26 protein-coding genes are annotated in these 25,349 nt (G+C 60.3%); 16 read left to right on the top strand and 10 right to left on the bottom strand.

The genetic code is table 11. From position 1 onward, the window contains the following. Positions 1 to 7 precede the first annotated feature (7 nt). The 3 genes from rpe to purB all read left to right on the top strand — a co-directional run bounded on the left by rpe (position 8) and on the right by purB (position 2,561). On the top strand, positions 8 to 685 hold the full coding sequence (gene rpe / locus ASE04_RS07135; protein ID WP_056814234.1) for a ribulose-phosphate 3-epimerase: 678 nt from the start codon (positions 8 to 10) through the stop codon (positions 683 to 685). Beyond that, positions 682 to 1,191 carry a hypothetical protein gene (locus ASE04_RS07140; RefSeq protein WP_443216850.1) on the top strand — a complete coding sequence of 170 codons (510 nt, stop codon included), beginning with the start codon at positions 682 to 684 and terminating at the stop codon, positions 1,189 to 1,191. Before rpe ends, ASE04_RS07140 begins: the two co-directional genes overlap by 4 nt. A gap of 62 nt (positions 1,192 to 1,253) precedes the next feature. Then, positions 1,254 to 2,561, top strand: coding sequence for an adenylosuccinate lyase (purB, locus tag ASE04_RS07145; RefSeq protein WP_056814244.1), 1,308 nt, complete (start codon positions 1,254 to 1,256; stop codon positions 2,559 to 2,561). Positions 2,562 to 2,569: 8 nt separating this feature from the next. Here purB and ASE04_RS07150 read toward each other — a convergent pair whose 3' ends face one another. Together ASE04_RS07150 and ASE04_RS07155 are read right to left on the bottom strand one after the other, a co-directional pair. Next, entirely contained in the window at positions 2,570 to 3,022 is a 453-nt protein-coding gene (locus ASE04_RS07150) for a low affinity iron permease family protein (protein WP_056814246.1), read from the bottom strand. Positions 3,023 to 3,096: 74 nt separating this feature from the next. Next, positions 3,097 to 3,900 carry a DUF2189 domain-containing protein gene (locus ASE04_RS07155; RefSeq protein WP_056814248.1) on the bottom strand — a complete coding sequence of 268 codons (804 nt, stop codon included), beginning with the start codon at positions 3,898 to 3,900 and terminating at the stop codon, positions 3,097 to 3,099. Positions 3,901 to 4,056: 156 nt separating this feature from the next. Here ASE04_RS07155 and ASE04_RS07160 point away from each other — a divergent pair, with 156 nt between their 5' ends. From ASE04_RS07160 to ASE04_RS07185, 6 genes are all read left to right on the top strand, one after another. Beyond that, positions 4,057 to 4,608 (top strand): RBBP9/YdeN family alpha/beta hydrolase, encoded by a 552-nt coding sequence (locus tag ASE04_RS07160; protein ID WP_056814251.1) that lies wholly within the window; start codon positions 4,057 to 4,059, stop codon positions 4,606 to 4,608. Between the two features lie 339 nt (positions 4,609 to 4,947). Further along, positions 4,948 to 7,239 carry a bifunctional diguanylate cyclase/phosphodiesterase gene (locus ASE04_RS07165; RefSeq protein WP_056814254.1) on the top strand — a complete coding sequence of 764 codons (2,292 nt, stop codon included), beginning with the start codon at positions 4,948 to 4,950 and terminating at the stop codon, positions 7,237 to 7,239. A 227-nt stretch (positions 7,240 to 7,466) separates the two neighbouring features. Beyond that, the gene (gene purC, locus ASE04_RS07170; RefSeq protein ID WP_056814257.1) at positions 7,467 to 8,231 is read left to right on the top strand and encodes a phosphoribosylaminoimidazolesuccinocarboxamide synthase; all 765 of its coding nucleotides are present in this window, start codon (positions 7,467 to 7,469) and stop codon (positions 8,229 to 8,231) included. Positions 8,232 to 8,262: 31 nt separating this feature from the next. Next, positions 8,263 to 8,505, top strand: a complete 243-nt coding sequence (gene purS, locus ASE04_RS07175; RefSeq protein WP_056814259.1) for a phosphoribosylformylglycinamidine synthase subunit PurS — start codon at positions 8,263 to 8,265, stop codon at positions 8,503 to 8,505. 154 nt (positions 8,506 to 8,659) lie between these two features. After that, positions 8,660 to 9,331, top strand: coding sequence for a phosphoribosylformylglycinamidine synthase subunit PurQ (gene purQ, locus ASE04_RS07180; RefSeq protein ID WP_056814262.1), 672 nt, complete (start codon positions 8,660 to 8,662; stop codon positions 9,329 to 9,331). 48 nt (positions 9,332 to 9,379) lie between these two features. After that, complete coding sequence (locus ASE04_RS07185; RefSeq protein WP_056814266.1) at positions 9,380 to 9,778, top strand: hypothetical protein; 399 nt, start codon at positions 9,380 to 9,382, stop codon at positions 9,776 to 9,778. Here ASE04_RS07185 and ASE04_RS32155 read toward each other — a convergent pair whose 3' ends face one another. After that, positions 9,779 to 10,006: a DUF1127 domain-containing protein gene (locus ASE04_RS32155; RefSeq protein WP_056814269.1), complete on the bottom strand. Its 228-nt coding sequence runs from the start codon at positions 10,004 to 10,006 to the stop codon at positions 9,779 to 9,781. Positions 10,007 to 10,085: 79 nt separating this feature from the next. Here ASE04_RS32155 and ASE04_RS07195 point away from each other — a divergent pair, with 79 nt between their 5' ends. From ASE04_RS07195 to ASE04_RS07210, 4 genes are all read left to right on the top strand, one after another. After that, positions 10,086 to 11,504 (top strand): aminotransferase-like domain-containing protein, encoded by a 1,419-nt coding sequence (locus ASE04_RS07195; protein WP_056814272.1) that lies wholly within the window; start codon positions 10,086 to 10,088, stop codon positions 11,502 to 11,504. Positions 11,505 to 11,699: 195 nt separating this feature from the next. Beyond that, positions 11,700 to 12,212 (top strand): acyloxyacyl hydrolase, encoded by a 513-nt coding sequence (locus ASE04_RS07200; RefSeq protein ID WP_443216851.1) that lies wholly within the window; start codon positions 11,700 to 11,702, stop codon positions 12,210 to 12,212. A gap of 125 nt (positions 12,213 to 12,337) precedes the next feature. Beyond that, positions 12,338 to 14,572 carry a phosphoribosylformylglycinamidine synthase subunit PurL gene (gene purL / locus ASE04_RS07205; RefSeq protein WP_056814278.1) on the top strand — a complete coding sequence of 745 codons (2,235 nt, stop codon included), beginning with the start codon at positions 12,338 to 12,340 and terminating at the stop codon, positions 14,570 to 14,572. 19 nt (positions 14,573 to 14,591) lie between these two features. Next, positions 14,592 to 14,825 carry a BolA/IbaG family iron-sulfur metabolism protein gene (locus ASE04_RS07210; RefSeq protein WP_007789538.1) on the top strand — a complete coding sequence of 78 codons (234 nt, stop codon included), beginning with the start codon at positions 14,592 to 14,594 and terminating at the stop codon, positions 14,823 to 14,825. Between the two features lie 21 nt (positions 14,826 to 14,846). Here ASE04_RS07210 and ASE04_RS07215 read toward each other — a convergent pair whose 3' ends face one another. After that, positions 14,847 to 15,998 (bottom strand): hypothetical protein, encoded by a 1,152-nt coding sequence (locus ASE04_RS07215; RefSeq protein ID WP_056814281.1) that lies wholly within the window; start codon positions 15,996 to 15,998, stop codon positions 14,847 to 14,849. Positions 15,999 to 16,283: 285 nt separating this feature from the next. Between ASE04_RS07215 and grxD the strand changes: the two genes are divergently transcribed. The 3 genes from grxD to ASE04_RS07230 all read left to right on the top strand — a co-directional run bounded on the left by grxD (position 16,284) and on the right by ASE04_RS07230 (position 19,295). Further along, the gene (gene grxD / locus ASE04_RS07220; RefSeq protein ID WP_018902196.1) at positions 16,284 to 16,619 is read left to right on the top strand and encodes a Grx4 family monothiol glutaredoxin; all 336 of its coding nucleotides are present in this window, start codon (positions 16,284 to 16,286) and stop codon (positions 16,617 to 16,619) included. Positions 16,620 to 16,762: 143 nt separating this feature from the next. After that, positions 16,763 to 17,968: a multidrug effflux MFS transporter gene (locus ASE04_RS07225; RefSeq protein ID WP_056814760.1), complete on the top strand. Its 1,206-nt coding sequence runs from the start codon at positions 16,763 to 16,765 to the stop codon at positions 17,966 to 17,968. A 46-nt stretch (positions 17,969 to 18,014) separates the two neighbouring features. After that, complete coding sequence (locus ASE04_RS07230) at positions 18,015 to 19,295, top strand: multidrug effflux MFS transporter (protein WP_056814284.1); 1,281 nt, start codon at positions 18,015 to 18,017, stop codon at positions 19,293 to 19,295. Between the two features lie 65 nt (positions 19,296 to 19,360). Here the strand turns inward: ASE04_RS07230 and ASE04_RS07235 are convergent, their stop codons facing one another. From ASE04_RS07235 to phoA, 6 genes are all read right to left on the bottom strand, one after another. After that, entirely contained in the window at positions 19,361 to 19,957 is a 597-nt protein-coding gene (locus ASE04_RS07235; RefSeq protein ID WP_056814287.1) for a LysE family translocator, read from the bottom strand. A 122-nt stretch (positions 19,958 to 20,079) separates the two neighbouring features. Continuing rightward, positions 20,080 to 20,904: an inositol monophosphatase family protein gene (locus ASE04_RS07240; protein WP_056814290.1), complete on the bottom strand. Its 825-nt coding sequence runs from the start codon at positions 20,902 to 20,904 to the stop codon at positions 20,080 to 20,082. Between the two features lie 29 nt (positions 20,905 to 20,933). Further along, the gene (ttcA, locus tag ASE04_RS07245) at positions 20,934 to 21,818 is read right to left on the bottom strand and encodes a tRNA 2-thiocytidine(32) synthetase TtcA (protein ID WP_056814292.1); all 885 of its coding nucleotides are present in this window, start codon (positions 21,816 to 21,818) and stop codon (positions 20,934 to 20,936) included. Positions 21,819 to 21,877: 59 nt separating this feature from the next. Further along, positions 21,878 to 22,807 carry a glutaminase gene (locus ASE04_RS07250; RefSeq protein WP_056814295.1) on the bottom strand — a complete coding sequence of 310 codons (930 nt, stop codon included), beginning with the start codon at positions 22,805 to 22,807 and terminating at the stop codon, positions 21,878 to 21,880. A gap of 69 nt (positions 22,808 to 22,876) precedes the next feature. Beyond that, on the bottom strand, positions 22,877 to 23,494 hold the full coding sequence (rpsD, locus tag ASE04_RS07255; protein WP_056814299.1) for a 30S ribosomal protein S4: 618 nt from the start codon (positions 23,492 to 23,494) through the stop codon (positions 22,877 to 22,879). A 257-nt stretch (positions 23,495 to 23,751) separates the two neighbouring features. Further along, entirely contained in the window at positions 23,752 to 25,209 is a 1,458-nt protein-coding gene (phoA, locus tag ASE04_RS07260; protein WP_056814301.1) for an alkaline phosphatase, read from the bottom strand. Between the last annotated feature and the right edge of the window lie 140 nt (positions 25,210 to 25,349).

Below are 25,349 nucleotides of genomic sequence, written 5' to 3' on the forward strand. Positions count from 1 at the left end.
AGACGACATGACCAAGCCCATCCGAATTGCTCCTTCCGTACTTGCGGCGGATTTCGCAAAACTCGGCCAGGAAGTCCGCGATGTGACCGCCGCCGGCGCCGACTGGATCCATCTTGATGTCATGGATGGACACTTCGTTCCGAATATTTCTTTCGGACCGGATGTCATCAAGTCGTTGCGCTCCTATACCGATGCCACATTCGATTGCCATTTGATGATCGCACCGGTCGATCCCTATCTCGAAGCCTTCGCCAAGGCCGGTTGCGATCGGATCACCGTACATGCAGAGGCCGGTCCGCATCTCCATCGATCGCTGCAGACGATCCGTAACCTCGGCAAGAAGGTCGGCGTGACGCTCAACCCGGCAACGCCGTTGTCGGTGATAGAGAACGTCCTCGACGATATCGACCTCATTCTCATCATGTCGGTAAACCCCGGCTTCGGCGGCCAGAAGTTCATTCCGGCAATGACGGACAAGATCGCGGCGGCAAAGGCTCTGATCGGTGACAGGCCGATCGATCTCGAGGTGGATGGTGGCGTGACGATCGAGACCGCCGCGATGATCGGCAAGGCAGGCGCGGACGTTCTCGTTGCCGGCTCGGCGATCTTCAAGGGAGGCTCGGTTGAAGCCTACAAGGCGACGATCGCCGCCCTTCGAGACGCCGCGTCGGGACTACAGGCCTGAGCGAGGATGCCAAACCTCTGCCGGGACGACTGAGGGCCGCCCTGCCGCCCTATTCCGACCTGCTGCTCGGCGCCATTCTCTGGGCGTGCCAGATGTTGCTCTCGGCCGGACTGGCGCTCTATATCCGCAACAGGCTTGAAACGAGCCACAGCGTCGAGCTGGCGGCGCTCTATTTTTTCGGAGCACTCCTGGCTTGGCCGCTTGCGCTTCCCTGCGCCCGGTTCATTGCCTATCGGCGGCGCGTCGAGACGCGCTTCGCAGCTTTCTTCCTGTCGCTTGCTGCCTTCACGATCCTGATGACCGCGTTTCTGTTCGCGATGGACTATCGGGTGTTCTATTCTCAATGGCATGCGCCGTTCGGCAGCGTGACCTGGGTTTTCCAGTTCGTATTCACCGGCGCCAGCGCGGTCTATCAGTTCTCTGTACTGGGCCTGCGGCTGTTCATGCCCCTTGGTTTGCTGTGCCTGTTCGGCACGAGTTTCATCCTTGCCAAACGCATGCGTTGAGATTGCCGCCCGTCTTTGCTACAGGGGCGCCAGCATTCCATCAGAACGAAAGCAGGAAGCCCATGATCCCGCGCTATTCCAGACCAGAAATGGTCGCCATCTGGTCGCCCGAAACCAAGTTTCGCATTTGGTTCGAGATCGAGGCCTATGCCTGCGATGCGCTGGCTGACATCGGTGTCATCCCGAAATCCGCTGCCGCGACCATCTGGGAAAAGGGCGGCGCTGCCCAGTTCGACGTTGCCCGGATCGACGAGATCGAAGCCGTTACCAAGCATGACGTCATCGCCTTCCTGACTCATCTGGCCGAGTTCGTCGGCCCCGACAGCCGCTTCATCCACCAGGGCATGACGTCATCGGACGTTCTCGACACGACGCTGAACATCCAGCTCGTGCGCGCCGCCGATCTTCTCCTCGCCGATCTCGACCGCGTGCTCGCGGCGCTGAAGAAGCGCGCGTTTGAACACAAGGACACGGTGCGCATCGGCCGCAGCCATGGCATCCATGCCGAACCGACGACGATGGGCCTGACCTTCGCTCGTTTCTACGCCGAGATGGAACGCAACCGCACCCGCCTCGTCAACGCCCGCGCCGAGATCGCGACCGGCGCTATCTCGGGTGCCGTCGGCACCTTCGCCAACATCGACCCGTCGGTCGAGGAACACGTCTGCGCCAAGCTCGGCCTCATCCCTGAGCCCGTTTCCACTCAGGTCATCCCGCGCGACCGTCACGCGATGTTCTTCGCGACGCTCGGCGTCATCGCCTCGTCGATCGAGAATGTCGCGATCGAAATCCGCCACATGCAGCGCACCGAAGTCCTGGAAGCCGAGGAATTCTTCTCGCCCGGCCAGAAGGGTTCGTCGGCCATGCCGCACAAGCGCAACCCGGTTCTGACGGAAAACCTGACCGGCCTCGCCCGCCTCGTGCGGATGTCGGTCACGCCGGCGATGGAAAACGTCGCCTTGTGGCACGAGCGCGATATCTCGCACTCCTCAGTCGAGCGCGCTATCTGCCCCGACACCACGATCACGCTCGACTTCGCGCTGAACCGTCTGGCCGGCGTCATCGAGAAGCTGGTGATCTATCCCGAAAACATGCTCGCCAACATGAACAAGTTTCGCGGCCTCATCATGAGCCAGCGCGTCCTTCTGGCGCTCACGCAGGCCGGCGTATCGCGCGAGGACAGCTACCGGCTGGTTCAGCGCAACGCCATGAAGGTTTGGGAACAGGGCAAGGATTTCCTTGAGGAATTGCTAGCCGACGCGGAAGTCCGTGCGGCGCTGCCCGAAGAGGAAATTCGCGAAAAATTCGACCTCGGCTACCACACGAAACACGTCGACACGATTTTCCGTCGGGTGTTCGGCAACGCCTAACGAAACGATCAGGACGGCGCCTTCTCGGGCGCCGTCCTTCTTTTCCGCTTTATCTGCGGTGGCGACGTCTGCTGCTGCTCCGTGTTCTCCGCGATATCGGCCCTGCGCCCTTTGGCTGCCTTGGCGACAAGCCGGTCCAGGTGCTTCAAATCCTCCTCGTCGAGATGTTCGATGCCGATGAAGCGATTTTCCGCATGGCTGGTCAGAATGAGCTCGTCGAGCTTTGCCTGTATGGCCCGGGTGTCGCGGCTCTGCGCGTTCTGAAGAACGAAGACCATCAGGAACGTCACGATCGTCGTTCCGGTATTGATGACGAGCTGCCACGTTTCCGAGAAATCGAACAGCGGCCCGGTAAGAGCCCACGCCACCACCAGAACGACGGCTAACACGAAGGTCAGAGGCTTGCCGGTCCACGCGGATGCGGCGGTCGCGAAGCGAGCGAAGATATGCTTGCCAGCCATGAAATACCTCCCTCGAAGCCTGCTGGAAGCAAACTCCGAAAGAGGCTGTCAGTTCCATGCCACCGGCTGAGTATTCAGACGATCGGCGGTGCGATCAGCTTGCGGTAAAGATGCCAGGTCGAATGACCGAGGATCGGGATCACCAGGGCAAGGCCGATGAACACGGGTATCGTCCCGACGACCAGCAAAGCCGCCACGATCAGCCCCCAGCAGAAGACAGGGATCGGGTTCGCAAGCGTTGCACGCAGAGACGCTTCCATGGCAGCAACCAGACCGACGTCACGATCCAGCAGCATCGGGAAGGTGACCACGGTCGTTGCCAGCACGATGACGGCAAAGCCGAAACCGAGCAGGTTGCCCCAGAGGATCAACTGCATACCCTCCGGCGTACCGAAGACTTCTGACATGAACGTCGAGATGGAACGGGGGAAGACGTCACCAAATACGTTTGCATAAAGCGTCTGCGCAGCCACCAGCCAGACGATGAAGAAGGCAAACAGCATCAGGCCGCCAGCGATGATCGATGGAAATGCCGGCGAATGCGTCACGTCGAGCGCCCGGCGCCAGGATGTATCCATGCCTGCCTCCCGCCGCCGGCTGATCTCATAAAGACCGATGGCTGCGATCGGGCCGATCAGGGCAAGACCTGATATGAGCGGAAAGATCATGGGCAGAAGATTGGCACTCGATGTCGCGAGCGCGAGAAAGACACCCGCAATCGGATACATCAGACATAGGAACACGTAATGCGAGGGCTTTTCGCGAAAGTCGTCGAGGCCCTGCCGAAGTGCGTCGAAAACATCTGCTACGCTGATTTTATTGACCACCGGACGCGTATAGCTATCGGTTGCGCCGGACATGACATGAAATGCCGTCATGGCTTTTTCCTCCTCAGCCAAGCTTGGCCGGCAAGCTCGCAGATCGGCGGAAGCCGATAAGACAGATACAACCGGCGTGCCAAAGATAACAAAATTCGGCCCGGTTGTCCCGCTTTCCCTTGACATTGCCGTGCCGTCTTCTCACATCGGCGCACTATGAAAGCTTCAGACGCCGATATCCTCATCATCCCCGGTTACACCAATTCCGGCCCCGAACACTGGCAAAGCCGCTGGGAGGCAAAACTCAGCACCGCCCGCCGTGTGGAACAGGCGGAGTGGTCAAAGCCTGTCCGCGAGGATTGGGTCAAGAGAATCGCCGAGGAGGTCAACCAGTCGACGCGCCCGGTTGTTCTCGTGGCGCATTCTCTAGGCATTCCGTCGGTCATTCATGCCATTCCGCATTTCACCCAGAAGGTTGCGGGTGCGTTCTTCGTCGCCCCGCCGGATGTCGCCAATCCAGGTATCCGGCCCAAGCATCTGATGACGTTTGGACCCTACCCGCGTGACCCGCTTCCGTTCCCAACGATGACAGTCGCCAGTCGCAACGATCCGTTCGGAAGCTACGAACACGCGGACGATATCGCCGCGAGCTGGGGATCTTTGCTTGTCGACGCGGGCGAGTCAGGACACATCAACACCGATTCCGGCCACGGTCCGTGGCCGGAAGGCACGATGGTCTTCGGACAGTTCCTCAGCCGCTTGAAATAGGCGCCCGATGCGCCGTGCCGCTATGGCGGCACGGATCGACTACATCGCGCTAGTCGCCCTCGCCGCGGATGAGGACCACGCTGGCAAGTCCGATAAGAACGATGCATTGCATGATGTACATGGGCCAATCCTGAGCCATGGTGCGGTCCTCCTTCGACAGGGATGTAGGGCGCCGCCGATAGATTTTGCCCCCTTCTGCCGATCCGGCACCAAAAAAGATGCCCCGCCAAGCGCCACAGCGCGCCCTAACGGCAGAAAGCTTCGCGGATTCAGCTAATTTTAAGAGCTATTTAATTTAGGCAAACCAAAATCCACTCGCCAGCTGAGCGAGTATAGCCATTGACGCAGAATAAACCGGACCCGGCGGTCGGTCTCTCAGATAACGTCCCAGATGCTTCGCCATCCACTGAAGGCAGTAGAATCGAAGCGAACCTGGGCGAGCGTGAAAGTCGATGGAACTACGCGCTTGTGGGTTCCGGGCTCGGTGTCTGGGATCACAATCTCAAACATGGAACGCGCTATTATTCCGAAACCTGGAAAACTATGCGCGGCATGGCCCCGGATGAAGAGGCCGATGGCGACTATGAATCCTGGCTCTCGCTCATCCATCCCGACGACCGCGATTTTGTCGTAAAGGCGATCGACCACCAGAACGCCGGCGACCCCGACTATCAGGTGTTCGAGTATCGCGAACGGCATCGGGACGGTGGCTGGATCTGGATCGAATGCCGCGGCGCCTGCGTGGAATGGAACGAGGACGGAAGCCCCGCCAGACTGGTTGGCACCGACTACGACATTACCGCCCGCAAGGAAGCCGAAGAGCACCTCGCGCATATGTCGCGCCGTCTCGACCTCGCCCTCGACATTTCCAGCATCGGCGTGTTTGAAGCCGATATCGAGGCCGGCACCGTGGAATGGGATTCGCGCCTGATGGCGATCTACGGGATACACATCGGCTCGCCCAAGGTGGCAAACGATGTGTGGACCGAGGCATTGCACCCCGACGACAGGGAGCGGGTCGTTGCCACGATCAACGACAGCGTCGCGCAGAACCGAAGCTTCCAGCACGAGTTCCGGATCATCCGGGGCGATGGTGCCGAGCGGGTCATTCGCGCAAAAGGCGGTTTCTTCGTCGACGGCACCGGACGCCGTAAGCTGATCGGCGCAAACTGGGATGTCACCGACGAAGTCCTGCTGAACAGTGAACTGCAACGCGCCAAGACGCTCGCCGAAGCGCGCAATCAAGAACTCGAAGCCGCCAAGGAGAGCATCGAGCATCTGGCGCTTCACGACTATCTCACGGGATTGCCAAACCGCCGCTATCTGGACCGGATGCTCGACCAGTACGCGGCAAAATGCGTCAGCATGGATCTGACGCTCGCCGTCCTGCACATCGACCTCGATCGTTTCAAGCAGATCAACGACACGCTGGGGCACCGCGCCGGCGACGCCATGCTCATGCACGCCGCCAAGGTGCTCAAGGCGAATGTGCGCGCCGACGACTTCGTGGCCCGCATCGGTGGCGACGAGTTCGTCGTCCTCTGCACGATGGACGTAACGCCAAGGAAGATTGGAAATCTGGCGCAGAGGATCATTCAAGAACTCTGCCGCCCCATTCGTTACGAAAACCACGATTGCCGCTTCGGGGCGAGTATCGGGATCGCCACCGGCAGTGGCGAGGCTCTCGACGCCAAGCAACTGCTGCTCAACGCCGACATCGCCCTCTATCGCGCCAAGAGCGGCGGCCGAAACAGGCATGAATTCTTCTCGACCGATGCCCGCCGCCGCATCATCGCCAGCAAGCGCTTGGCAGACGACATTCTGCGCGGGCTCGAGCGCGGCGAATTCATTCCCTTCTACCAGCCGCAGTTCCACGCCCGCACGCTGAACATCGCTGGAACCGAAACGCTCGCGCGCTGGCAGCATCCGGAATTCGGACTGCTCGCGCCCGACAAGTTCCTGGCGATCGCCGAAGACATCAACGTCGTCGCTGCGATTGACGGGCTTATTCTCGAGCAGGCCCTCGCTGACCGCCGGGAATGGGCGGCCCAAGGCGTCACCGTGCCGAAGATCGCCGTCAACGTGTCCTCGAAGCGCCTCGACGACCCAAATCTTGGCAAGAAGCTGCGCGCGCTGAAGATCGAGCCCGGCACGGTCGCTTTCGAACTGCTGGAATCCATCTCTCTGGACGATTGCGATGCGGCGGTGACGGCAAACCTCCGGCAGCTTCGAAAGCTCGGCATCGACATCGAGATCGACGATTTCGGCACCGGCCACGCTTCGATTGTCAGCCTGCTGAAGCTCAGCCCGCGGACGCTGAAGATCGATCGCCAGCTGATCAAGATGCTGCCAAGCTCCTCCGAACAGCGCAAGCTCGTCCGGTCGATTATCGACATCGGCCGCTCCCTCAACATCCTCGTCACCGCCGAAGGCGTCGAAACTAGCGACCATGTACGCATTCTTGGTGAGCTCGGCTGCGACGTGCTGCAGGGATATGCGCTGGCGAGACCCATGCCCGCGCAGCAGATCCCGGCCTTCATCCGCTCTTCAAGCTGGCGAAACGTCGACTCTGGCGCTCGCGCGCTGCAGTCGACCCTTCAAGGCTCCATCGCCGCGAAGAGCGGGAAATAAAACCCGGTAAAACCGACCCGCCATGAAGCCGTCATTTCGTTGTGGCTGAAAACGCTGTAAACTTCAGCTCGCAAGCCCTTCGATTCTCAGCATTACGCTGAACAAGCCGGAATCCGGGGAAGGAGTGACAGGCGGATTGTGAAACCCTCGCTTTTCCTTTAAGGGGACGCCACGAGATCGATCCACTCGCGCTATCCCAAGAGCGCCAACGATAGAGAACAATCGAAATGAACCGTCGCCGCCGTATTTACGAGGGCAAGGCCAAGATCCTGTATGAGGGCCCGGAACCGGGCACGCTGATCCAGTTCTTCAAAGACGATGCCACTGCCTTCAACAAGAAAAAGCACGAAGTTATCGATGGCAAAGGCGTTCTGAATAACCGTATTTCGGAATACATCTTCAGCCATCTGAACAAGATCGGCATTCCCACGCACTTCATCCGCCGCCTCAACATGCGAGAGCAGCTGATCAAGGAAGTGGAGATGATCCCGCTTGAGATCGTCGTCCGCAACGTTGCCGCCGGCTCGCTCGCTAAGCGCCTCGGGATCGAAGAAGGCGTGGTGTTGCCGCGCTCCATCATCGAGTTCTACTACAAGTCGGACTCGCTCGATGACCCGATGGTCTCCGAAGAGCACATCACGGCGTTCGGCTGGGCAAATCCCGCCGAACTCGACGACATCATGGCATTGGCCATCCGCGTCAATGACTTCATGACCGGCCTTTTCCTTGGCGTCGGCATTCAGCTGGTCGATTTCAAGATCGAGTGCGGTCGCCTCTATGAAGGCGACATGATGCGGATCATCCTGGCCGACGAAATCTCTCCCGACTCCTGCCGCCTCTGGGACATCGAGACCCATGAGAAGATGGACAAGGATCGCTTCCGCCGTGACATGGGTGGTTTGCTCGAGGCTTATTCGGAAGTTGCCCGTCGCCTCGGCATCATCAACGAAAACGAGCCCGTGCGCGGTACCGGCCCGGTTCTCGTGAAGTAAACATTCGCTCAAGCAGACAGGAAAGACAAAAGTGATCAAGGCTCGTGTAACCGTCACCCTCAAGAACGGCGTTCTCGATCCGCAGGGCAAGGCGATCGAAGGCGCGCTCGGTGCGCTCGGCTTCGACGGCGTCGGCCACGTCCGTCAGGGCAAGGTCTTCGACGTCGAGATCGAAGGCGCCGACAAGTCGAAGGCGGAAAGCGATCTCAAGGCGATGTGCGACAAGCTTCTCGCCAACACCGTGATCGAAAACTACACGATCTCCCTCGATTGATGCACTAGGCCGGCACATCCGAGCGGTTGTGCCGGACGCCCTGGGCGGGCGAAGATGGAAGCGACAGCATAGTCATGCTAATGCACATCCCGCGCCTTCCGAACATAGCGCAACCAGTCTCGTCTCCGAGAACAAGCAAGGTTTGAGCATACCGATGAAATCAGCCGTCGTTCAACTCCCGGGTCTCAATCGCGATCGCGACATGATCGCCGCTCTCACCAAGATCTCCGGTCACGCACCGGTGACGATCTGGCAGACGGAGACCGACATACCGGACGTTGACCTGATCGTCATCCCGGGTGGCTTTTCCTACGGAGACTACCTGCGTTGCGGCGCCATCGCCGCTCGCATGCCGGTCATGCAGGCCATCATCGAAAAGGCCAACAAGGGCGTCAAGGTTCTCGGCGTCTGCAACGGCTTCCAGATTCTGGTCGAAGCGGGCCTTCTGCCGGGCGCCTTGATGCGCAACGCTTCGCTGAAGTTTGTGTGCCGCGAAATCAAGCTCGAAGTCGCCAACGCCGAGACCGACTTCACCCGCGCCTACGAAAACGGCCAGATCATCCGCTGCCCTGTGGCCCATCACGATGGCAACTACTTCGCAGATCCGGAGACCCTAGCGACGATCGAAGGCAACGGTCAGGTCGTGTTCCGTTATGCCGAAGGCACCAATCCGAACGGCTCCGTCAACGACATCGCAGCGGTGATGAACACGGGTGGCAACGTCCTCGGCATGATGCCGCATCCCGAAAACCTGATCGAAGCGGCGCACGGCGGCTCTGACGGACGTGCATTGTTCGCATCTGCGCTCAGCGTAATCGCCGCTTAACCTTCAGCCTTTAAGAGGCCGTCTATCCGGTCCATTGGAGCAAGATCGATGCGCCCTCGCCTCGCGGTTAAATCTGTATTCTCCATTGCGGCCGCCGCGTTGCTTCTGGCTGCCTGCCAGTCGAAGGTACCGCCAAGCGGTCCTGATCGCAGCGCGCTTTCGACGATGGAGCGCGTCGCCGTCGCTGCGAATACCTGCTGGTTCAAATCCGGGGATCCCGCATTTGCCGCCTACCGCCTGGCGCCTGAACTGAATTCCTTCTCAGGACGTCCGCGCATCCTCGTCGTGCATAAGGGCAGCCCCGAGAGCCGCCCGCTGCTTGTCGTGCAGGCGGAAGGCAATCCGTCCAAGATGGATGCGTTCGGCCCGATGATGCAGTCGCCGGCCTCTCCGCGCATCGTTCACGATGTCACGCGCTGGGGGTCCGGCAACAAGTCCTGCAGCTGATCATTGATCCCAGAAGAATGACTTGCCGACTTCCTTGCGCGCTTGCGAGCGCGTAATTCCGATATCGCGCAGCTCATCGTCTGTCAGGAACTGCAAGGTCCGGCGACTTTCCCGCTTGGCGTGCCAAGAGCGCATCGCACGCAAGACCCGCGCAATCGGGCTTTCCTCAACTGGCCGACGCATTATACCCGTGCGTGCCAGCCTGTCATTCATCGAAAATAGCGACATGTTCGTCTCCGAGACGCATTGCACCTGTCGCGGTGATAGCCTTGACAAGTGAAGGGTGACAATCTAGTAAATTGTCATCATGACAACTTGGCTTCCAGACCTCTCCCGCGGCTCCGGCCCTGTCTATCTCCGTTTGGCAGACAACATCGAGTCCGCGATCGCCAGCGGCGCGCTGCCTGCCGGCAGCAAGTTGCCGCCGCAGCGCAACCTTGCCTATGACATCGGAGTGACAATCGGCACAATCGGCAGGGCTTACGCGTTGGTCCACGAAAGAGGTCTAGTTGCCGGGGAAGTCGGCCGCGGGACATATGTGCTGGATCGCGCGGAAACGGCGCCAGGCAATCAACCGGACCCGTTGACCATTGCACTCGGTGGAACGAGGACAATCGAAGCGCCCGCGGACAAAATCCGCTTCGATACGACAGCCGCCCCCGACCTCGGCCAGGGAAAGGTGATCGGCCGAATCCTCGCCGATGTCGGGGAAGAACACTTGACCGAGATATCCTCATATTCCCGCGTCTTCCCAGCAAACTGGTACGAGGCCGGACGGCGCTGGCTTGCGCGCAACGACTGGACACCGGACGCCGAAAACATAGTACCGACGCTCGGCGCCCATGCCGCTGCCATCGCCGTCATCGCGGCCGTGTCATCACCCGGAGACAAGATCGTCTTCGAGAACCTGAGTTACACTCAGGTCAGCCGCAGTGCCCGCATCTTGGGACGACGCACGATCACCGTCGATTCAGATGAAAACGGCGTCCTCCCTGACGATTTCGAGCGGGTCTGCCAGCAGCAGCATCCGAAGCTGGCGTTCCTGATGCCGACCGCCCACAACCCGACGCTCGCCACGATGCCTGCGGACAGGCGCGCAAGCATCGCCGAGATCGCACGCCGGCACGGCGTCTGGCTGATCGAAGACGATCTCTATGGTGGAATGACCGGCGACCAGAACCCGCTGCTGGCAGCGCTTGCGCCGGACAGGACGTTCCTGATCAGCGGCCTCTCGAAATCCGTCGCAGCCGGAATACGCGGAGGCTGGGTCGCATGCCCACCGCATTTCGCCCAGCGCATCAAGGTCACGCACAAGATGATCACCGGCGGTTTGCCGTTTATCCTGGCGGAAGTGGGCGCGCGCCTCATCGAGAGCGGCAAGGCACACGAAATCCGCCAGGCATGCGTCGCCGAACTGAGCGCTCGCGAGCGTCTTGCACGGGAAAGCCTTGATGGCTTTGACTTCGTCTCGCATCCGCATGTGCCGTTCCTCTGGCTGAAGCTTCCCGATCCATGGCTGTCAGGGACGTTCAAGAACGCAGCGTTCCGGGATGGCGTGCTTATCGACGACGAAGATGAATTCAAGGCGGCTCGCGTGGACAAAGTCTACCATCGCGTGCGCATAAGCTTCTCGTCTCCCGCAAACCGAGAAGAAATGGTTGCAGGTTTTATGACATTGCGACGCCTGCTTGAAAGTGGCGGCGCCTCTTACGCCGGTGAGATCTGAAAACGTTGCAGATCAGCCGCACTTCCTGGAAACCGGCCTTCCGGCAGATAAGTTGCTTTACCGACTCACGATGAATGCTACCACTGCATAAGACTTTGGTGATTTGCGACGAGCACGAGGCGGCGCATGGCAGTGAATATTTGTGAATTGGTACCACTGTCTCGGAAGACAGTGCTGGCTGCGTTTGTTGCCAATATGTCGCTATTTTCCGTTGCAGCGCATGCTGACGGCCAGATCTTCGATGAACTGCGTTTCGGCGCATCGGCATCGATCCAGAACGGTCATGAGCGCGAAGACGGCGTGTTTCCCGAGGTGACGGTCTTTTTCGATCCCTTCGATCAGGATGCCGCGACCAACTGGCAGCAGCAGCTCGCGAGACCGCGCATTAACTTGGGAACCTCGATCGGAACATCCGGTCAGGCAACGCAGGTGTTCGGCGGCTTTGCCTGGACCGTGAATTTCAACGAGAAGATTTTTGCTGAGGCTGGCTTCGGCGGCGTCTGGCACAATGGCGCACTCAATAATAACACCGATGGCCCGGATCTCGGCTGTCACTGGCTGTTTCACGAGTACCTTGGCGCCGGCTATCGCTTCGACGCGCATTGGAACGTCATCGCTCAGGTCGCCCACTCGTCGCATGCCAATCTCTGTGACGGCCCGAACAATGGCATGACCCGCGCGGGTCTCCAGGTCGGCTACAAGTTCTAAGCCTGCCGATTAGGCGCTATCCATGCCCGCTGTCTGTTAACAGCGGGCATTTTCCTGTCGCACGTTTCATTCACTTAGGCTAAAGACAGCGGAAATCGCGCAACGGCAGGGACTTCCGAGAGCTCATGACCATTTCCAATACCCGCCCGATCACTCCAGAACTCATCGCCGCCCACGGCCTCAAGCCGGACGAATACCAGCGGATACTGGATCTGATCGGTCGCGAGCCGACCTTCACCGAGCTCGGCATCTTTTCGGCGATGTGGAACGAGCACTGCTCCTACAAGTCCTCCAAGAAGTGGCTGCGCACGCTGCCGACCAAGGGTCCGCGCGTCATTCAGGGTCCTGGCGAGAATGCCGGCGTGGTCGACATCGATGACGGCGATTGCGTCGTCTTCAAGATGGAAAGCCACAACCACCCGTCCTACATCGAGCCTTACCAGGGCGCGGCAACCGGCGTCGGCGGCATCCTGCGGGACGTCTTCACCATGGGCGCGCGCCCGGTCGCTGCGATGAACGCGCTTCGATTCGGTGAGCCGGATCATCCGAAGACGCGCCACCTCGTCTCCGGCGTCGTCTCGGGCGTTGGCGGCTATGGCAATTCCTTCGGCGTTCCGACCGTTGGCGGCGAGGTCGAGTTCGATGCCCGCTATAACGGCAACATCCTCGTCAACGCATTCGCGGCCGGCCTTGCGAAGTCGAACGCAATCTTCCTTTCCGAGGCAAAGGGCGTTGGCCTGCCGGTGGTCTATCTTGGCGCAAAGACCGGCCGCGACGGCGTCGGCGGCGCCACCATGGCCTCGGCCGAATTCGACGAATCCATCGAAGAGAAGCGCCCGACCGTCCAGGTCGGCGACCCCTTCACCGAAAAGTGCCTGCTCGAAGCCTGCCTCGAGCTGATGCAGACGGGCGCCGTCATCGCCATCCAGGACATGGGTGCAGCCGGCCTTACCTGCTCCGCCGTTGAAATGGGCGCCAAGGGCGACCTCGGCATCCTTCTCGATCTGGACAGCGTTCCGGTCCGCGAAGAGCGCATGACCGCCTATGAAATGATGCTTTCGGAGAGCCAGGAGCGCATGCTCATGGTTCTGGAGCCCGAGAAGGAAGCCGTTGCAAAGGCGATCTTCGTAAAGTGGGGTCTTGATTTCGCGATCGTCGGCAAGACCACGGACGATCTGCGCTTCCGCATCATGCATCAGGGCGTGGAGGTTGCTGATCTTCCGATCAAGGATCTCGGGGACCAGGCTCCCGAATATGACCGCCCCTGGCGCGAGCCGGGCAAGCGCGCCGCCCTGCCCGCCAATCTCGTTGCCGAACCGGCCGATTACGCCAAGGCTGTGCTTCAGCTGGTCGGATCCCCGAACCAGTCCAGCCGCCGCTGGGTCTACGAGCAGTACGACACTCTGATCCAGGGCAATTCGCTGCAGCTCCCCGGCGGTGATGCCGGCGTCGTCCGCGTCGAGGGTCATCCGACCAAGGCCTTGGCTTTCTCCTCCGACGTGACCCCGCGTTACGTCGAGGCGGACCCCTTCGAGGGCGGCAAGCAGGCTGTTGCCGAATGCTGGCGCAACATCACGGCGACTGGCGCGGAACCGCTCGCAGCCACCGACAACCTCAATTTCGGCAACCCGGAAAAGCCGGAGATCATGGGCCAGTTCGTCCATGCCGTGAAAGGCATCGGCGAAGCCTGCCGTGCGCTTGATTTCCCGATCGTCTCGGGCAACGTCTCTCTCTACAACGAGACCAACGGCGTTGCCATTCTGCCGACACCGACGATAGCAGGCGTCGGCCTGCTCGGCGACTGGAAGAAGATGGCGCGCATCGGCTCCGCATCTCATGGTGACAAGGTCATCATGATCGGCACCGACGGAAGTCACCTCGGCTCGTCCATCTACCTGCGCGACGTCCTCGGCAGCTCTGACGGCCCGGCGCCGGAAGTCGATCTCTTTGCCGAACGCCGCAACGGCGACTTTGTCCGGTCGGTGATCCGCAATGGCCAGGCGACCGCCTGCCACGACATCTCTTCGGGCGGTCTCGTCCTGGCTCTGGCCGAAATGGCGATGTCCTCGCGCAAGGGTCTGAAGATCGAGCTCGCTGAATGCCGCGGCGCCCCGCATGCGCTGTTGTTTGGTGAAGATCAGGCTCGCTACGTCCTGACGGTTCCTGATGATGTCGCGGACTTCGTCTGTGCAAACGCGGAAGGCGCTGGTGTACCGTTCCGTCGCATCGGCACAGTTTCCGGCGAAAGCCTGGTGGTCGACGATCTTCTGTCGCTGCCAATTCAGCAATTGCGTGACGCCCATGAATCATGGTTCCCTGATTACATGGAAGGTCGCGGCACGCTCGCTGCCGCGGAATGATGCGCAAGGAGTAACGATCATGCCTATGAAGCCCGGTGACATCGAAGACATGATCAAAGCCGGTATCCCTGGAGCCAAAGTCACGATTCGTGACCTAGCCGGCGATGGCGACCACTACGCAGCTGAAGTCGTCGCGGAAGCGTTCCGCGGCAAGAGCCGCGTTCAGCAGCATCAGATGGTCTACGAGGCGCTGAAGGGGAATATGGGTGGAATACTGCACGCCTTGGCGCTGCAGACGTCGGCACCCGATTGAGACAGTTTCGCTAATGCCCGGTCAAAAGCCGGGCATTGCTTTATATCCGTCGGCCGCGAATTCGATCGCTGGCAACGGCCCTGCGGTCAGCAAGGTGAAGTCGAACGGCGCCCTGGTATCGGGCCCCAAGACGTACTGCCGGTGGACCCGCAGAAAATCCCGCTTGATCTTCTTGTAGTGCTCCGCCGTGAGCATCTGCTTCACGCGAATGAAGATCATCTGCGCCTGCGGCAGACTGTGATAGCCGCACACGGCCACGACAGGCACCTTATAGAAATGGATGGCGTCGGTCAGACACTGGATATCGATCCACTTCACGGACTGACAGCCTGCGATAAGGCCTACGCGCGAGCGCAACAGATGCGCCGGCCGAAGCAGCGAACATTGCAGGATCGCTGAGCCCAGCGTCGCAAAGACCACCTGCTTGCCCTCGAAGAGATTGGGCTCGCGCTCGAGCAGGATGCCGATCACATGCGCGGCGACACTGGATCCCATGCTGTGCGATGAAATCACGTACTCCTCGGCATCCTCCGTCAGCGCCGCGCGCGCCGCAACCGCGCAATCCTCGAGCCACGCGTTGACGTCGTTCTTGTCCATCCGCCCGAGGGCAACCGCCATTCGCCAGTCCGCAAAAAGATGCAGGGTGTAGAAACGCTCGGCGAAAGGCAGGAAGGCGAGCGCGAAGAATGCGACCGACAAACCCGCGCTCCAGAGCAGATGGAACGCTGAAAGCTCTAGGCCGAGCGGCATCACCAGAATGGTTGCGCTCAGTGAAACGCCAAGCATCATCAGCAGGAACGGGAAGATGAAGAACAGGCCGAACCGCCAAGCATGCCGGAAATAGCCCGACATCCCTCCATCGCCTATGATGGCCGCAGCACTCAGAAAGCCGGCAACGATCTGAGACGCGACGCTGCCTGATCTCAGCCGTGAGACGAGCGCATTATGGTCGAACACGTGAACCCGAGAGCGTGTCTTCCAACCGTCCGTATCGGTCGTCACGTCGAATGCCGTCTCGCGCTGTTTTCCCTGAGTATCCGCCGCGGAGATGCCGAGTTTCCAAACAGCAGCGCTTTGGCGTGCGGATCGCTCATAACGGGCTCGGTGCGCAGATCCATCCAACGGCTCGAAACCGGGAAAATGCAGCACGACCCTTTTGGAGATGAAGGTCATTATTCTCTTTCTTGGCCGCAGCGCGGCGGCAGATAAGTGCTGCGCGGCAATCGGCGACAATTGTGGCGAAATCCGGGTATGGTCAGGTGACGCGCTCGCTCGGGCGATCCCATATCACGCCCTCCCGCGATGAGGCGTAACGCACGGGCAACACCATTGCCTGCAAACCGGTAGGGTGCTCTTTTTTTGGCCCCGCATGCTGGAATTCCGCCGATCACATGCTATCTAAGCTTAACGATTGAAACGGCGGGCCTTTAACTCGCCTGTGGAAAGGATTAGGTCCCTATGAGCGGCATCAACGAATTCATCGACAACGAAATCAAGACCAACGACGTCGTCCTCTTCATGAAGGGCACGCCGCAGTTTCCCCAGTGTGGTTTCTCCGGCCAGGTCGTGCAGATTCTCGATTACATCGGCGTCGACTACAAGAGCGTCAACGTGCTCGCCGATTCGGAAATCCGCCAGGGCATCAAGGATTACTCCAACTGGCCGACCATTCCCCAGCTTTACGTCAAGGGTGAATTCATCGGCGGCTGCGACATCGTCAAGGAAATGTTCCAGGCTGGCGAATTGCAGCAGCACTTCCAGGAAAACGGCGTAACCGTTCGCGGCGCCGCCTGACCTGACCGGTCACCGGGCGTTCTGCCCGGTTTCCAAATCTGTATTTTGAGTCCGAGGCGCTGTGCTGAACAGCGCCTTGGCCTGTTTATGGGAATTACATTGTGACAGATTCATCACAAGCCGCGCACGTGGGCCGCATCCCCATGCGCAAGGGTGAGTTCATCGCGCTTGCTGCCTTCCTGATGGCGATTAACTCGCTGGCGATCGACATCATGTTACCGGCGCTGCAGCAGATCGGCGCGAGCCTGAACGTCGAGAGCGAAAACCACCGCCAGTTCGTTGTTTCAAGCTACCTTCTCGGCTTTGGCTTCGCGCAGCTTGTCTACGGCCCGCTGTCCGATCGCTTCGGCCGCCGCCTGCCGCTGCTTGCCGGCATCGGCATCTATATCTGTTCCTCGCTTGGCAGCGCGCTGGTTCCAACCTTCGAGGGCTTGCTGATCCTCAGGTTCGTCCAGGGTCTCGGCTCCGCCGCCACCCGCGTCATCACCATCTCCATCGTTCGCGATATCTACGGCGGGCGGCAGATGGCCGAAGTGATGTCGCTGATCATGATGGTCTTCATGATCGTTCCCGTCATCGCGCCGGGCAGCGGCCAGATCATCATGCTGTTCGGCAGCTGGCACCTGATCTTCCTGTTCATCGCCGTCATGGCAGCCATCATCGCCGGCTGGGCCTATCTCCGGCTGCCCGAAACGCTGCGTCCGGAAAACGTTCGGCCCTTCACCGTCAGATCGGTGCTTGGCGGCTTCAGGCTGGTTCTGACGAACCGCATCGCGCTCTGCTACACGATCGCCAGCACCTTCATCTTCGGTTCGCTGTTCGGCTTCATCAACTCGGCCCAGCAGATCTATGTGGGGATCTATGGCCTCGGCGTCTATTTCCCCTTCGCCTTTGCCGGCGTCGCGATTTTCATGTCGATGTCGTCGTTCCTGAACTCGCGCCTCGTTGGCAAGTTCGGCATGCGCCGTCTGTCGCATGTCGCGCTGCTCGGCTTCATCACCATCAACACCATCTGGCTGCTGGCCCTGGTGTTGGGGCCGCACCCGATGCCGTTCTTCCTGTTCATCAGCTTTTTCGGCCTGGCGATGTTCCAGTTCGGCTGGATCGGCTCGAACTTCAACTCGCTGGCCATGGAGCCGCTCGGCCACGTCGCAGGCACCGCCTCGTCGGTCCTCGGTTTCATGAGTACCGTTGGCGGCGCGCTGATCGGCGCCGGCATCGGCCAGGCCTTCAACGGCACCGCGCTTCCCATGGTCGCCGGTTATTTCACGGTCTCGATTATCGGTCTCGTCTTCGTGCTGATCGCCGAGAAGGGAAAGCTCTTCCAGCCGCACAATCCGGCTGTTTGAGCAAGCAAACGACGGTTGAGACAAATCTATATTTCAGGACAATCATATGACGCCGCCCCATAAGCCGCACACCGAAAACCAGGGATCCAGCCGCATCGGCATGGGCTTCCTCGAATTCGTCATCACCATCGCCATCATGACGGCAAGTGTCGCCATGGCGATCGACAGCATGCTGCCCGCCCTGCCCGCCATGGGCCATGCGCTGAATGTCGCCAACGCCAACGACGCGCAGCTCGTCATCGGCGTCTTCTTCCTCGGCTTCGGCGTGTCGCAGATCATCTTCGGCAGCCTGTCGGACACGTTCGGCCGCCGCAACATCATGCTCGGCGGCCTCGCGGTCTATGTGCTCGCCATGTTCGGCGCAGCTGCCACCGGCAGCTTCGAGATGCTGCTCGTCATGCGCTTCATCCAGGGTCTCGGCGGCGCGGCCGTCCGCATTACCACCATGGCCGTCGTCCGCGACTGTTTTGGCGGCCGCGAAATGGCGCGTGTCATGTCCTACGTCATGATCGTCTTCATGATCGTGCCGATCGTCGCCCCCTCGGTCGGGCAGCTGATCATCACCTATGCCAACTGGCACTGGATCTTCATCCTGCTCGGCATCGTCGGCGCCATCCTATTCATCTGGGCATCCCTTCGTCTGAAGGAATCGCTGCCGCGCGAAGAGCGCATCCCCCTCTCCTTCGGCAACGTGGTCGACGGCTTCAAGACGGTTCTGACCAACAAGATCACCTGCGGCTACATGATCGGCCTGACCATGTTCACCGCCGTCATCAGCGCCTATGTGATCTCCGTTCAGCAGGTCTTCGGCGAGGTCTACGGCCTCGGCGACTGGCTTCCGATCGCCTTTGCAGCCACTGCCGGCGGCATCGCGGTCGCCAACTTCGCCAACGGCTTCTTCGTGCGCAAGTTCGGCATGCGCCGCATCTCGCACGTGGCGATGATATTGTTCACCATCATCTCGGCGATTGGCTTCTTCAAGGCGCTCGGCGGCACACCGAGCTTCGCCTTCGCCTATGCGCTCTTCACGATCCTGTTGATGATGTTCGCCGTGATCGCCACCAACTTCACGGCAATCAGCCTGGAGCCGATGGGCAATCTCGCGGGCACAGCGACCTCGATCACCGGCTTCGTCTCGACCACCTTCGGCGCCATCCTCGGCGGCGCGGTCGGCCAGCTGTTCAACGGCACGGTGCAGCCGCTCTTCGGCGGCTTCGCGGTGTTCGGGACAATCAGCATCGCAGCAACGCTCTGGGCGGAAGGCGGCAAGCTCTTCACCCATCCGGGCGACGACCCGCAGCTCGATCCCGGTGCCGGCCATTTCTGATTGAGCCGCTTATCGCATTCCTTCTCGCCCGCAACGCATCGTTGCGGGCGAAACTTTTTCAACAGCTAGCGCCACACAAGTGCGACCGAGAGAGCCAGCGCCAACGCCATCGCGATATTGAAGAACCGCGCCGAACGCGGGGTGCGTAAAAACTTGGCCACGAGGGTGCCCAGGACGAGCCAAAGGAACCCGGCAGGAAACGCGGCGGCTGCGAACAGCGCGCCCATCCACAAGGCGCCGCTGGCCCCAGCGTGCTGCGACGATACAAGGAACGTGCTGCCCGCGCTCAGCGCGACCAGCCAACCTTTCGGGTTCAGCCATTGGAATAGAAAAGCCTGGCGAAATCCAACCACCCGCCTCTGGCCGTCCGCTTCAACGGTACCCGCATTGGCGATCTTCCAGGCAAGCCACAGCAGAAACAGGGATCCCGCCAACTTCATCGCTATTACAATAGCCGGCGCGGCGGCGACAATTTCCCCGACACCGAAGGCGCTTAGAATGATCATCACGCCCATGCCAAGCGATGCGCCGAGCGGACAGCCGATTCCTCTTAACGTGCCGACGGCCGCGCCTGTCGATAGGACCAGTGTGTTACTGGGTCCAGGTGTAACCGCCGCGATAAACGCAAACAGCAAAAACGCCATTGTCTGCGCTGTATCCATCATACTCTCCTCGTCATTTCGAAACGGGAGAACATCTACGACTGGCGTGGCTGCTCGTATTGTACGTCTGTGCGCATGGACTTTCCTGGGTGCGCAAGATCTGCACGCCCGGGGCTATGGTTTCAGATGGTGAAGACTTCACGCCGCAGAATGTCCCAGCTCTCCTTGTCGGGCGCGATCAGCAGGCCGCCGTTCGTATGGTGCGGCAGATAGGGCGAGCCGTCGAAACGCGTGGCATGAGCACCGGCCTCGATGCTGAGCAGGGTGCCGGCAAGGTGATCCCAGGGCATCAGCTTGTTGTACATCAGGTAATGCACATGACCGCCGACGAAAGCGCGATATTCATGTGCCGCGCAGCGGTAGTTGGCGAGGAACCGAACCTTGGCGAGATTGGAGAGGATCTCGCTGCGCTTCGGCTTCGGTAGGAAGCCTGTCGATGCCATGCCGACCATGTCCTCCAGCGCCACGGGCGCTGCAACCGAAAGCCGCTCCGCGTCGCCATCAGGGCGCCGAAGCCAAGCGCCGCCGCCCTTTTCGCCCATCACCCAATCGTCACCCATCGGGTCGTAGATGATGCCGGCAACGGTTTCGCCCTTGGATATCACCGAGGCCATGACGCCGAAGGCTGGGATGCCCGATGCAAAATTGAAGGTGCCATCCACGGGGTCGACGACGATGGCAAGGTCTGCTCCCTCGAGCTTGCCGAGCAGATCGGGATCAGCCGCGACCGATTCCTCACCGATGAACACCGCATCTGGCCAAAGGGCCGCGGCTTCCGCCTTGATCATCCGCTCTGCCTGCAGGTCGGCTTCCGTCACTAGGTCGGTCGCCTCACTCTTGGCGCGCACGTCATCGCTTCCAAGGCGACGGAAACGCGGCAATATCTCTGCCTTCGCCGCCCGCCTCAGGAGATCGGCAAGCGTCGCTACATCTATCGTGGAACTCATGGACTTTCCTTCTTTGGCGTGAGCGCCGGCTATTCACTCTTCGACGCAGTCTCTCCGGCCATCAGGCCAGCGAAATCGAAAAGCTTCGGATCGAGCAGGTGCGACGGGTTCACATGCGCGAGAGCCCTCAGCATCGTATCCTTGCGGCCCGGCATGCGCCGCTCGATGTCGGCAAGCATGTCCTTCATCGCATTGCGCTGCAGTCCGTCCTGGGAGCCGCAGAGATCGCAGGGAATGATCGGAAACTGCATCGCAGCCGCGAATTTCGCCATGTCGTCTTCCGCGCAATAGGCGAGCGGGCGCAGCACCATGAGGTTGCCCTCGTCATTGAGCAGCTTGGCCGGCATCGAGGCCAGCCGCCCGCCATGGAAGAAATTCATGAAGAAGGTCTCGAGAATGTCCTCGCGGTGGTGACCGAGCACCAGTGCGTCACAGCCCTCCTCCTTGGCGATCCGATACAGATTGCCGCGGCGCAGGCGCGAACAGAGCGAGCAATAGGTCGCCCCCTCCGGAACCTTCTCTTTCACGATCGAATAGGTATCGCGATACTCGATGCGGTGCTTGACGCCGACCTTGGTGAGATATTCCGGCAGGATATGCTTGGGGAAGTTCGGCTGGCCCTGGTCGAGGTTGCAGGCGATCAGTTCCACCGGCAGAAGACCGCGCCACTGCAGGTCGAGGAGAAGGGCGAGCAGCCCATACGAGTCCTTGCCGCCGGAGACACCGATCAGCCAACGCTTCTGCCCCTTCAGCATCGCAAAATCGTCGAATGCTTGCCTGATGTTGCGCAACAGCCGCTTGCGCAACTTGTTGAACGACACAGAACTCGGAGCCTCGGAAAAGAGCGCGTGCGAGATCGCGCCATCCGCGTTCGGCGTTTCCAGCTCATCGGCAATGTTGGCTGCGATGTTCATTCTCTCGTCCAATCGGTCACTGCTTCCGCCTTAGCAGAAAGCGTCACGACAACCCAGTATCAATCGCCGAAAACCGACCAGCCGGTGCGGGCCGCCAGCATTTCGAGTGCGACGGCGCCGAGCTGTGAGTTGCCGACCTTGTTGAGGCCCGGCGACCAGACGGCAATCGAGGCGATGCCCGGTGCCACCGCAAAGATGCCGCCGCCGACTCCACTCTTGCCGGGAAGGCCGACGTGATAGGCAAAGTCGCCGGATCCATCATAATGGCCGCAGGTCAGCATCAGCGCATTGATGCGCCGCGCCCGCTTCGGCGAGACGACCGAATGCCCCGTCGTCGGATTGCTGCCGCGTGCCGCCAAAAACAGTCCGGCCTTGGCCAGTTGCTCGCAGGTCATCGACAGCGCGCACTGGTGGAAATAGACGCCGAGCACATGCTCGACCGGATGGTCGAGGTTGCGATAGGAGCGCATGAAATTGGCGAGCGCAAAGTTGCGGTAGCCCGTCTGCGTCTCAGACTTCGCAACGCGATCGTCGATGGTGACCGACTCGTCGTCCGCGAGATAGCGGACGAAGCGCAGCAGCTCACCGATCGCCTCACGCGGCGCATGGCCAGCCATGACGACATCGCTCACGGCGATTGCGCCCGCATTGATGAAGGGATTGCGAGGAATGCCCTGCTCCTGCTCGAGCTGGACGATCGAGTTGAAGGCGGAGCCTGACGGTTCGCGACCGACTCGCTTCCACAGCCCCTCGCCGACCTTGCCGAGAGCGAGCGTCAGCATGAAAACCTTGGAGATACTCTGGATGGAGAACGGCACATCGGCATGGCCGACGTTGTAGACCTTGCCGTCTACCGTCACCACGCTCAGACCGAACTGGTTCGCATCGATCTTGGCAAGCTCCGGAATATAGTCCGCAACCTTGCCCTCGCCGATGCGGGGCGCCAGCTCCTTGTGGATGCTGTCGAGAACTGCCTGCAAGTTTGTCATCGTATCTCCCCAGATAACAAAAAAGCCGCCCCAAGAGGCGGCTTTTCCGTATGCGAAAACGCCTCGCGATTAACGCGAATAGAATTCGACCACCAGATGCGGCTCCATGACGACCGGATACGGTACGTCGCCGAGCGCCGGAACGCGTGCGAAGGTAGCAACCATCTTGTTATGGTCGGCTTCGATGTAGTCAGGAACGTCGCGTTCAGCCAGGCTGACGGCTTCGAGAACCGTAACCAGCTGCTTCGACTTCTGACGAACTTCGATGACGTCGCCAGCCTTGCAACGGTAGGAACCGATGTTGACGCGGACGCCGTTCACGGTCACGTGGCCGTGGTTCACGAACTGACGGGCAGCGAAAACGGTCGGAACGAACTTGGCGCGATAAACGACTGCGTCCAGACGGGACTCCAGAAGACCGATCAGGTTTTCGGAGGTGTCACCCTTGCGGCGTGCGGCTTCAGCGAAGATTGCACGGAACTGCTTTTCGCGCAGGTCACCGTAGTAACCCTTCAGCTTCTGCTTGGCGCGCAGCTGCACACCGAAGTCAGAAAGCTTGCCCTTGCGGCGCTGACCATGCTGGCCCGGGCCGTATTCGCGGCGGTTCACCGGGGACTTCGGACGGCCCCAGATGTTTTCGCCCATACGGCGGTCAATTTTGTACTTAGACGATTCGCGCTTGCTCATCGTATTTCCTTTCAGAAAGTTAGAACGGTTTGTTGCCAAACCGCGTGAAGGAAACACGCCCTCCTTTGATCTTCTTTCGAGGATCCGACAGGATCATCCTATTACGCGAACAGGACAAATCCACGGGACATGTCAAATGAAACACCGGACATTTCTGCCCGGTGCTGGCGCGGTCTTTAGGGTGAAGTCGCTGGAATGTCAATCACAATTCCACGTCTTCGCCCCGCAATACTGCCTGGTGTGCCGGCCTTCGCGGCTTACTTTGCGCTCGCCGTTTCAGTCTTCAGGCCAAGAGCGTCGCTGATCGTATAGAACAGATCCGTCTGGTCCGTCAGGCCGGTGACATTGGCGGCACGCGGGCCGTAGGCAGCGATTCGCAGCTGCGAGCCGGTGTGACCCTGATCGTCAGCGTCGTCGGAGTTGCCGTAGCTCACGGCCATGACGGCGCCGTCTTTCGTCATCAGCGCTTCGGTCAGGCCCGGAGCCTTGGTGTCAGCGTCGACGATCTGGCTAGCATGCGCGTGGTCGGCGGTGACGATGACGAGCGTGTCGCCGGCTTCCTGTGCAAACTTCAGCGCTGCCTGAACCGCTTCATCGAGATCGACCGTTTCGCCGATCTGGCCGCACGGATTGGCGGCATGATCCTGCTTGTCGATCGAGGCACCCTCAACCTGGAGGAAGAAACCCTTCTCGTTCGTCCGAAGCAGTTCTATCGCCTTCGAGGTCATCTGTGCCAGCGTCGGGGTTGCCGCCGTGCGCTTCTCGTTCGGCTTGCAGACGACAGGCTCCTTCTCGATGTTACCGTAGTGGCTGGCCTTTGGGCCTTCCCAGCGAACCGGCATGTTGCCTTCGGCAAACAGGCCGAGCACCGGCGCACTGTCATTTGCCTGCTTGACCGCCTGAAGCTCATCGAGGTTGGAGACGATCTTGTAGCCACGCTCCTCGGCCTGCTGGCGAAGCGTCTTGTCCTTCCAGTCGCCTGCCTTCGCGGTTTCGGCGAAGCTCTTCGCGCCACCACCGAGCGTCACGTCTGCCCGCGCATTCAGCAGCTGCTCGCTGATCGAACCCTTGCCGCCGTTTTCAAGCGCGTTGGTCGGGCACTTCTCGGTCGTGGATGCAGGGCTGTAGCACTTGCGCTGCGTCACATGCGCGATCTGGACGGCAGGCGTTGCGTCCTGCAGTTCGGCCGTCGATACGTTGCCTGTGCCGATGCCGGCAGCCTTTGCCTTCTCGAGCAGGGTTTCGTGGGCCTTCTCGTGAATGTCGACGCCGATCGCACCGTTATAGGACTTCACGCCGGTCGCCCAGGCGGTACCGGAGGCAGCGGAGTCGGTCACGTAGGTCGGCTTGCCGGTTTTCTTGTCGAGCGAATAATGCGTGTACTGGCCGGTGACCGGCAGTGCATCGATGCCCTTGAAATACTGACCTGCGCCAACCGCATAGTTGCGTGCGATGGTGATTTCGGAATCGCCCATGCCATCGCCGATCAGCAGGATAACGTTCTTCGGGCGAGTATCGCTGAGCGCGGCGCGATAGGCCTCGGTGATATCGCCGGAGAGGCGGCGCGCGCCACCGGGAACGCTGAGATCCGCGCTCGCTGCACGCTCTAGAAGCTTGTTCGCTGCATCGTCGGCATAGCCAGGCTGAATGGCGACGGTTGAAAGCAGGCCGCCAACGACAAGGCGCAGCAACTGGTGACGAACATTGTTTCTCATGACCGAGATCTCCTTTTGATAATCCGCATCGACCGCTTGGGTCGCGCGCCTTATCCACCACCCGAATGAAGCTCTTGTGACAAAAGCAACTTCTTCGTGTGACATTAGAGATCGACTATAGACCGAGCCGATTGTCCGCG

Source organism: Rhizobium sp. Root708, from assembly GCF_001429725.1.
Taxonomy (GTDB): domain Bacteria; phylum Pseudomonadota; class Alphaproteobacteria; order Rhizobiales; family Rhizobiaceae; genus Rhizobium.

What these genes read in the sequence shown, in the direction of transcription:
- ASE04_RS07210 (WP_007789538.1), top strand. Translation starts at nt 14,592, where the DNA reads ATGCCTATGAAGCCCGGTGACATCGAAGACATGATCAAAGCCGGTATC.
- phoA (WP_056814301.1), bottom strand. Translation starts at nt 25,209, where the DNA reads ATGAGAAACAATGTTCGTCACCAGTTGCTGCGCCTTGTCGTTGGCGGC.
- ASE04_RS07215 (WP_056814281.1), bottom strand. Translation starts at nt 15,998, where the DNA reads ATGACCTTCATCTCCAAAAGGGTCGTGCTGCATTTTCCCGGTTTCGAG.
- ASE04_RS07200 (WP_443216851.1), top strand. Translation starts at nt 11,700, where the DNA reads ATGTCGCTATTTTCCGTTGCAGCGCATGCTGACGGCCAGATCTTCGAT.
- rpe (WP_056814234.1), top strand. Translation starts at nt 8, where the DNA reads ATGACCAAGCCCATCCGAATTGCTCCTTCCGTACTTGCGGCGGATTTC.
- purQ (WP_056814262.1), top strand. Translation starts at nt 8,660, where the DNA reads ATGAAATCAGCCGTCGTTCAACTCCCGGGTCTCAATCGCGATCGCGAC.
- ttcA (WP_056814292.1), bottom strand. Translation starts at nt 21,818, where the DNA reads ATGAACATCGCAGCCAACATTGCCGATGAGCTGGAAACGCCGAACGCG.
- ASE04_RS07185 (WP_056814266.1), top strand. Translation starts at nt 9,380, where the DNA reads ATGCGCCCTCGCCTCGCGGTTAAATCTGTATTCTCCATTGCGGCCGCC.
- purC (WP_056814257.1), top strand. Translation starts at nt 7,467, where the DNA reads ATGAACCGTCGCCGCCGTATTTACGAGGGCAAGGCCAAGATCCTGTAT.
- ASE04_RS07155 (WP_056814248.1), bottom strand. Translation starts at nt 3,900, where the DNA reads ATGACGGCATTTCATGTCATGTCCGGCGCAACCGATAGCTATACGCGT.
- ASE04_RS32155 (WP_056814269.1), bottom strand. Translation starts at nt 10,006, where the DNA reads ATGTCGCTATTTTCGATGAATGACAGGCTGGCACGCACGGGTATAATG.
- ASE04_RS07225 (WP_056814760.1), top strand. Translation starts at nt 16,763, where the DNA reads ATGCGCAAGGGTGAGTTCATCGCGCTTGCTGCCTTCCTGATGGCGATT.
- ASE04_RS07195 (WP_056814272.1), top strand. Translation starts at nt 10,086, where the DNA reads ATGACAACTTGGCTTCCAGACCTCTCCCGCGGCTCCGGCCCTGTCTAT.
- ASE04_RS07150 (WP_056814246.1), bottom strand. Translation starts at nt 3,022, where the DNA reads ATGGCTGGCAAGCATATCTTCGCTCGCTTCGCGACCGCCGCATCCGCG.
- rpsD (WP_056814299.1), bottom strand. Translation starts at nt 23,494, where the DNA reads ATGAGCAAGCGCGAATCGTCTAAGTACAAAATTGACCGCCGTATGGGC.
- ASE04_RS07160 (WP_056814251.1), top strand. Translation starts at nt 4,057, where the DNA reads ATGAAAGCTTCAGACGCCGATATCCTCATCATCCCCGGTTACACCAAT.
- ASE04_RS07250 (WP_056814295.1), bottom strand. Translation starts at nt 22,807, where the DNA reads ATGACAAACTTGCAGGCAGTTCTCGACAGCATCCACAAGGAGCTGGCG.
- purL (WP_056814278.1), top strand. Translation starts at nt 12,338, where the DNA reads ATGACCATTTCCAATACCCGCCCGATCACTCCAGAACTCATCGCCGCC.
- ASE04_RS07230 (WP_056814284.1), top strand. Translation starts at nt 18,015, where the DNA reads ATGACGCCGCCCCATAAGCCGCACACCGAAAACCAGGGATCCAGCCGC.
- purB (WP_056814244.1), top strand. Translation starts at nt 1,254, where the DNA reads ATGATCCCGCGCTATTCCAGACCAGAAATGGTCGCCATCTGGTCGCCC.
- ASE04_RS07235 (WP_056814287.1), bottom strand. Translation starts at nt 19,957, where the DNA reads ATGGATACAGCGCAGACAATGGCGTTTTTGCTGTTTGCGTTTATCGCG.
- ASE04_RS07240 (WP_056814290.1), bottom strand. Translation starts at nt 20,904, where the DNA reads ATGAGTTCCACGATAGATGTAGCGACGCTTGCCGATCTCCTGAGGCGG.
- grxD (WP_018902196.1), top strand. Translation starts at nt 16,284, where the DNA reads ATGAGCGGCATCAACGAATTCATCGACAACGAAATCAAGACCAACGAC.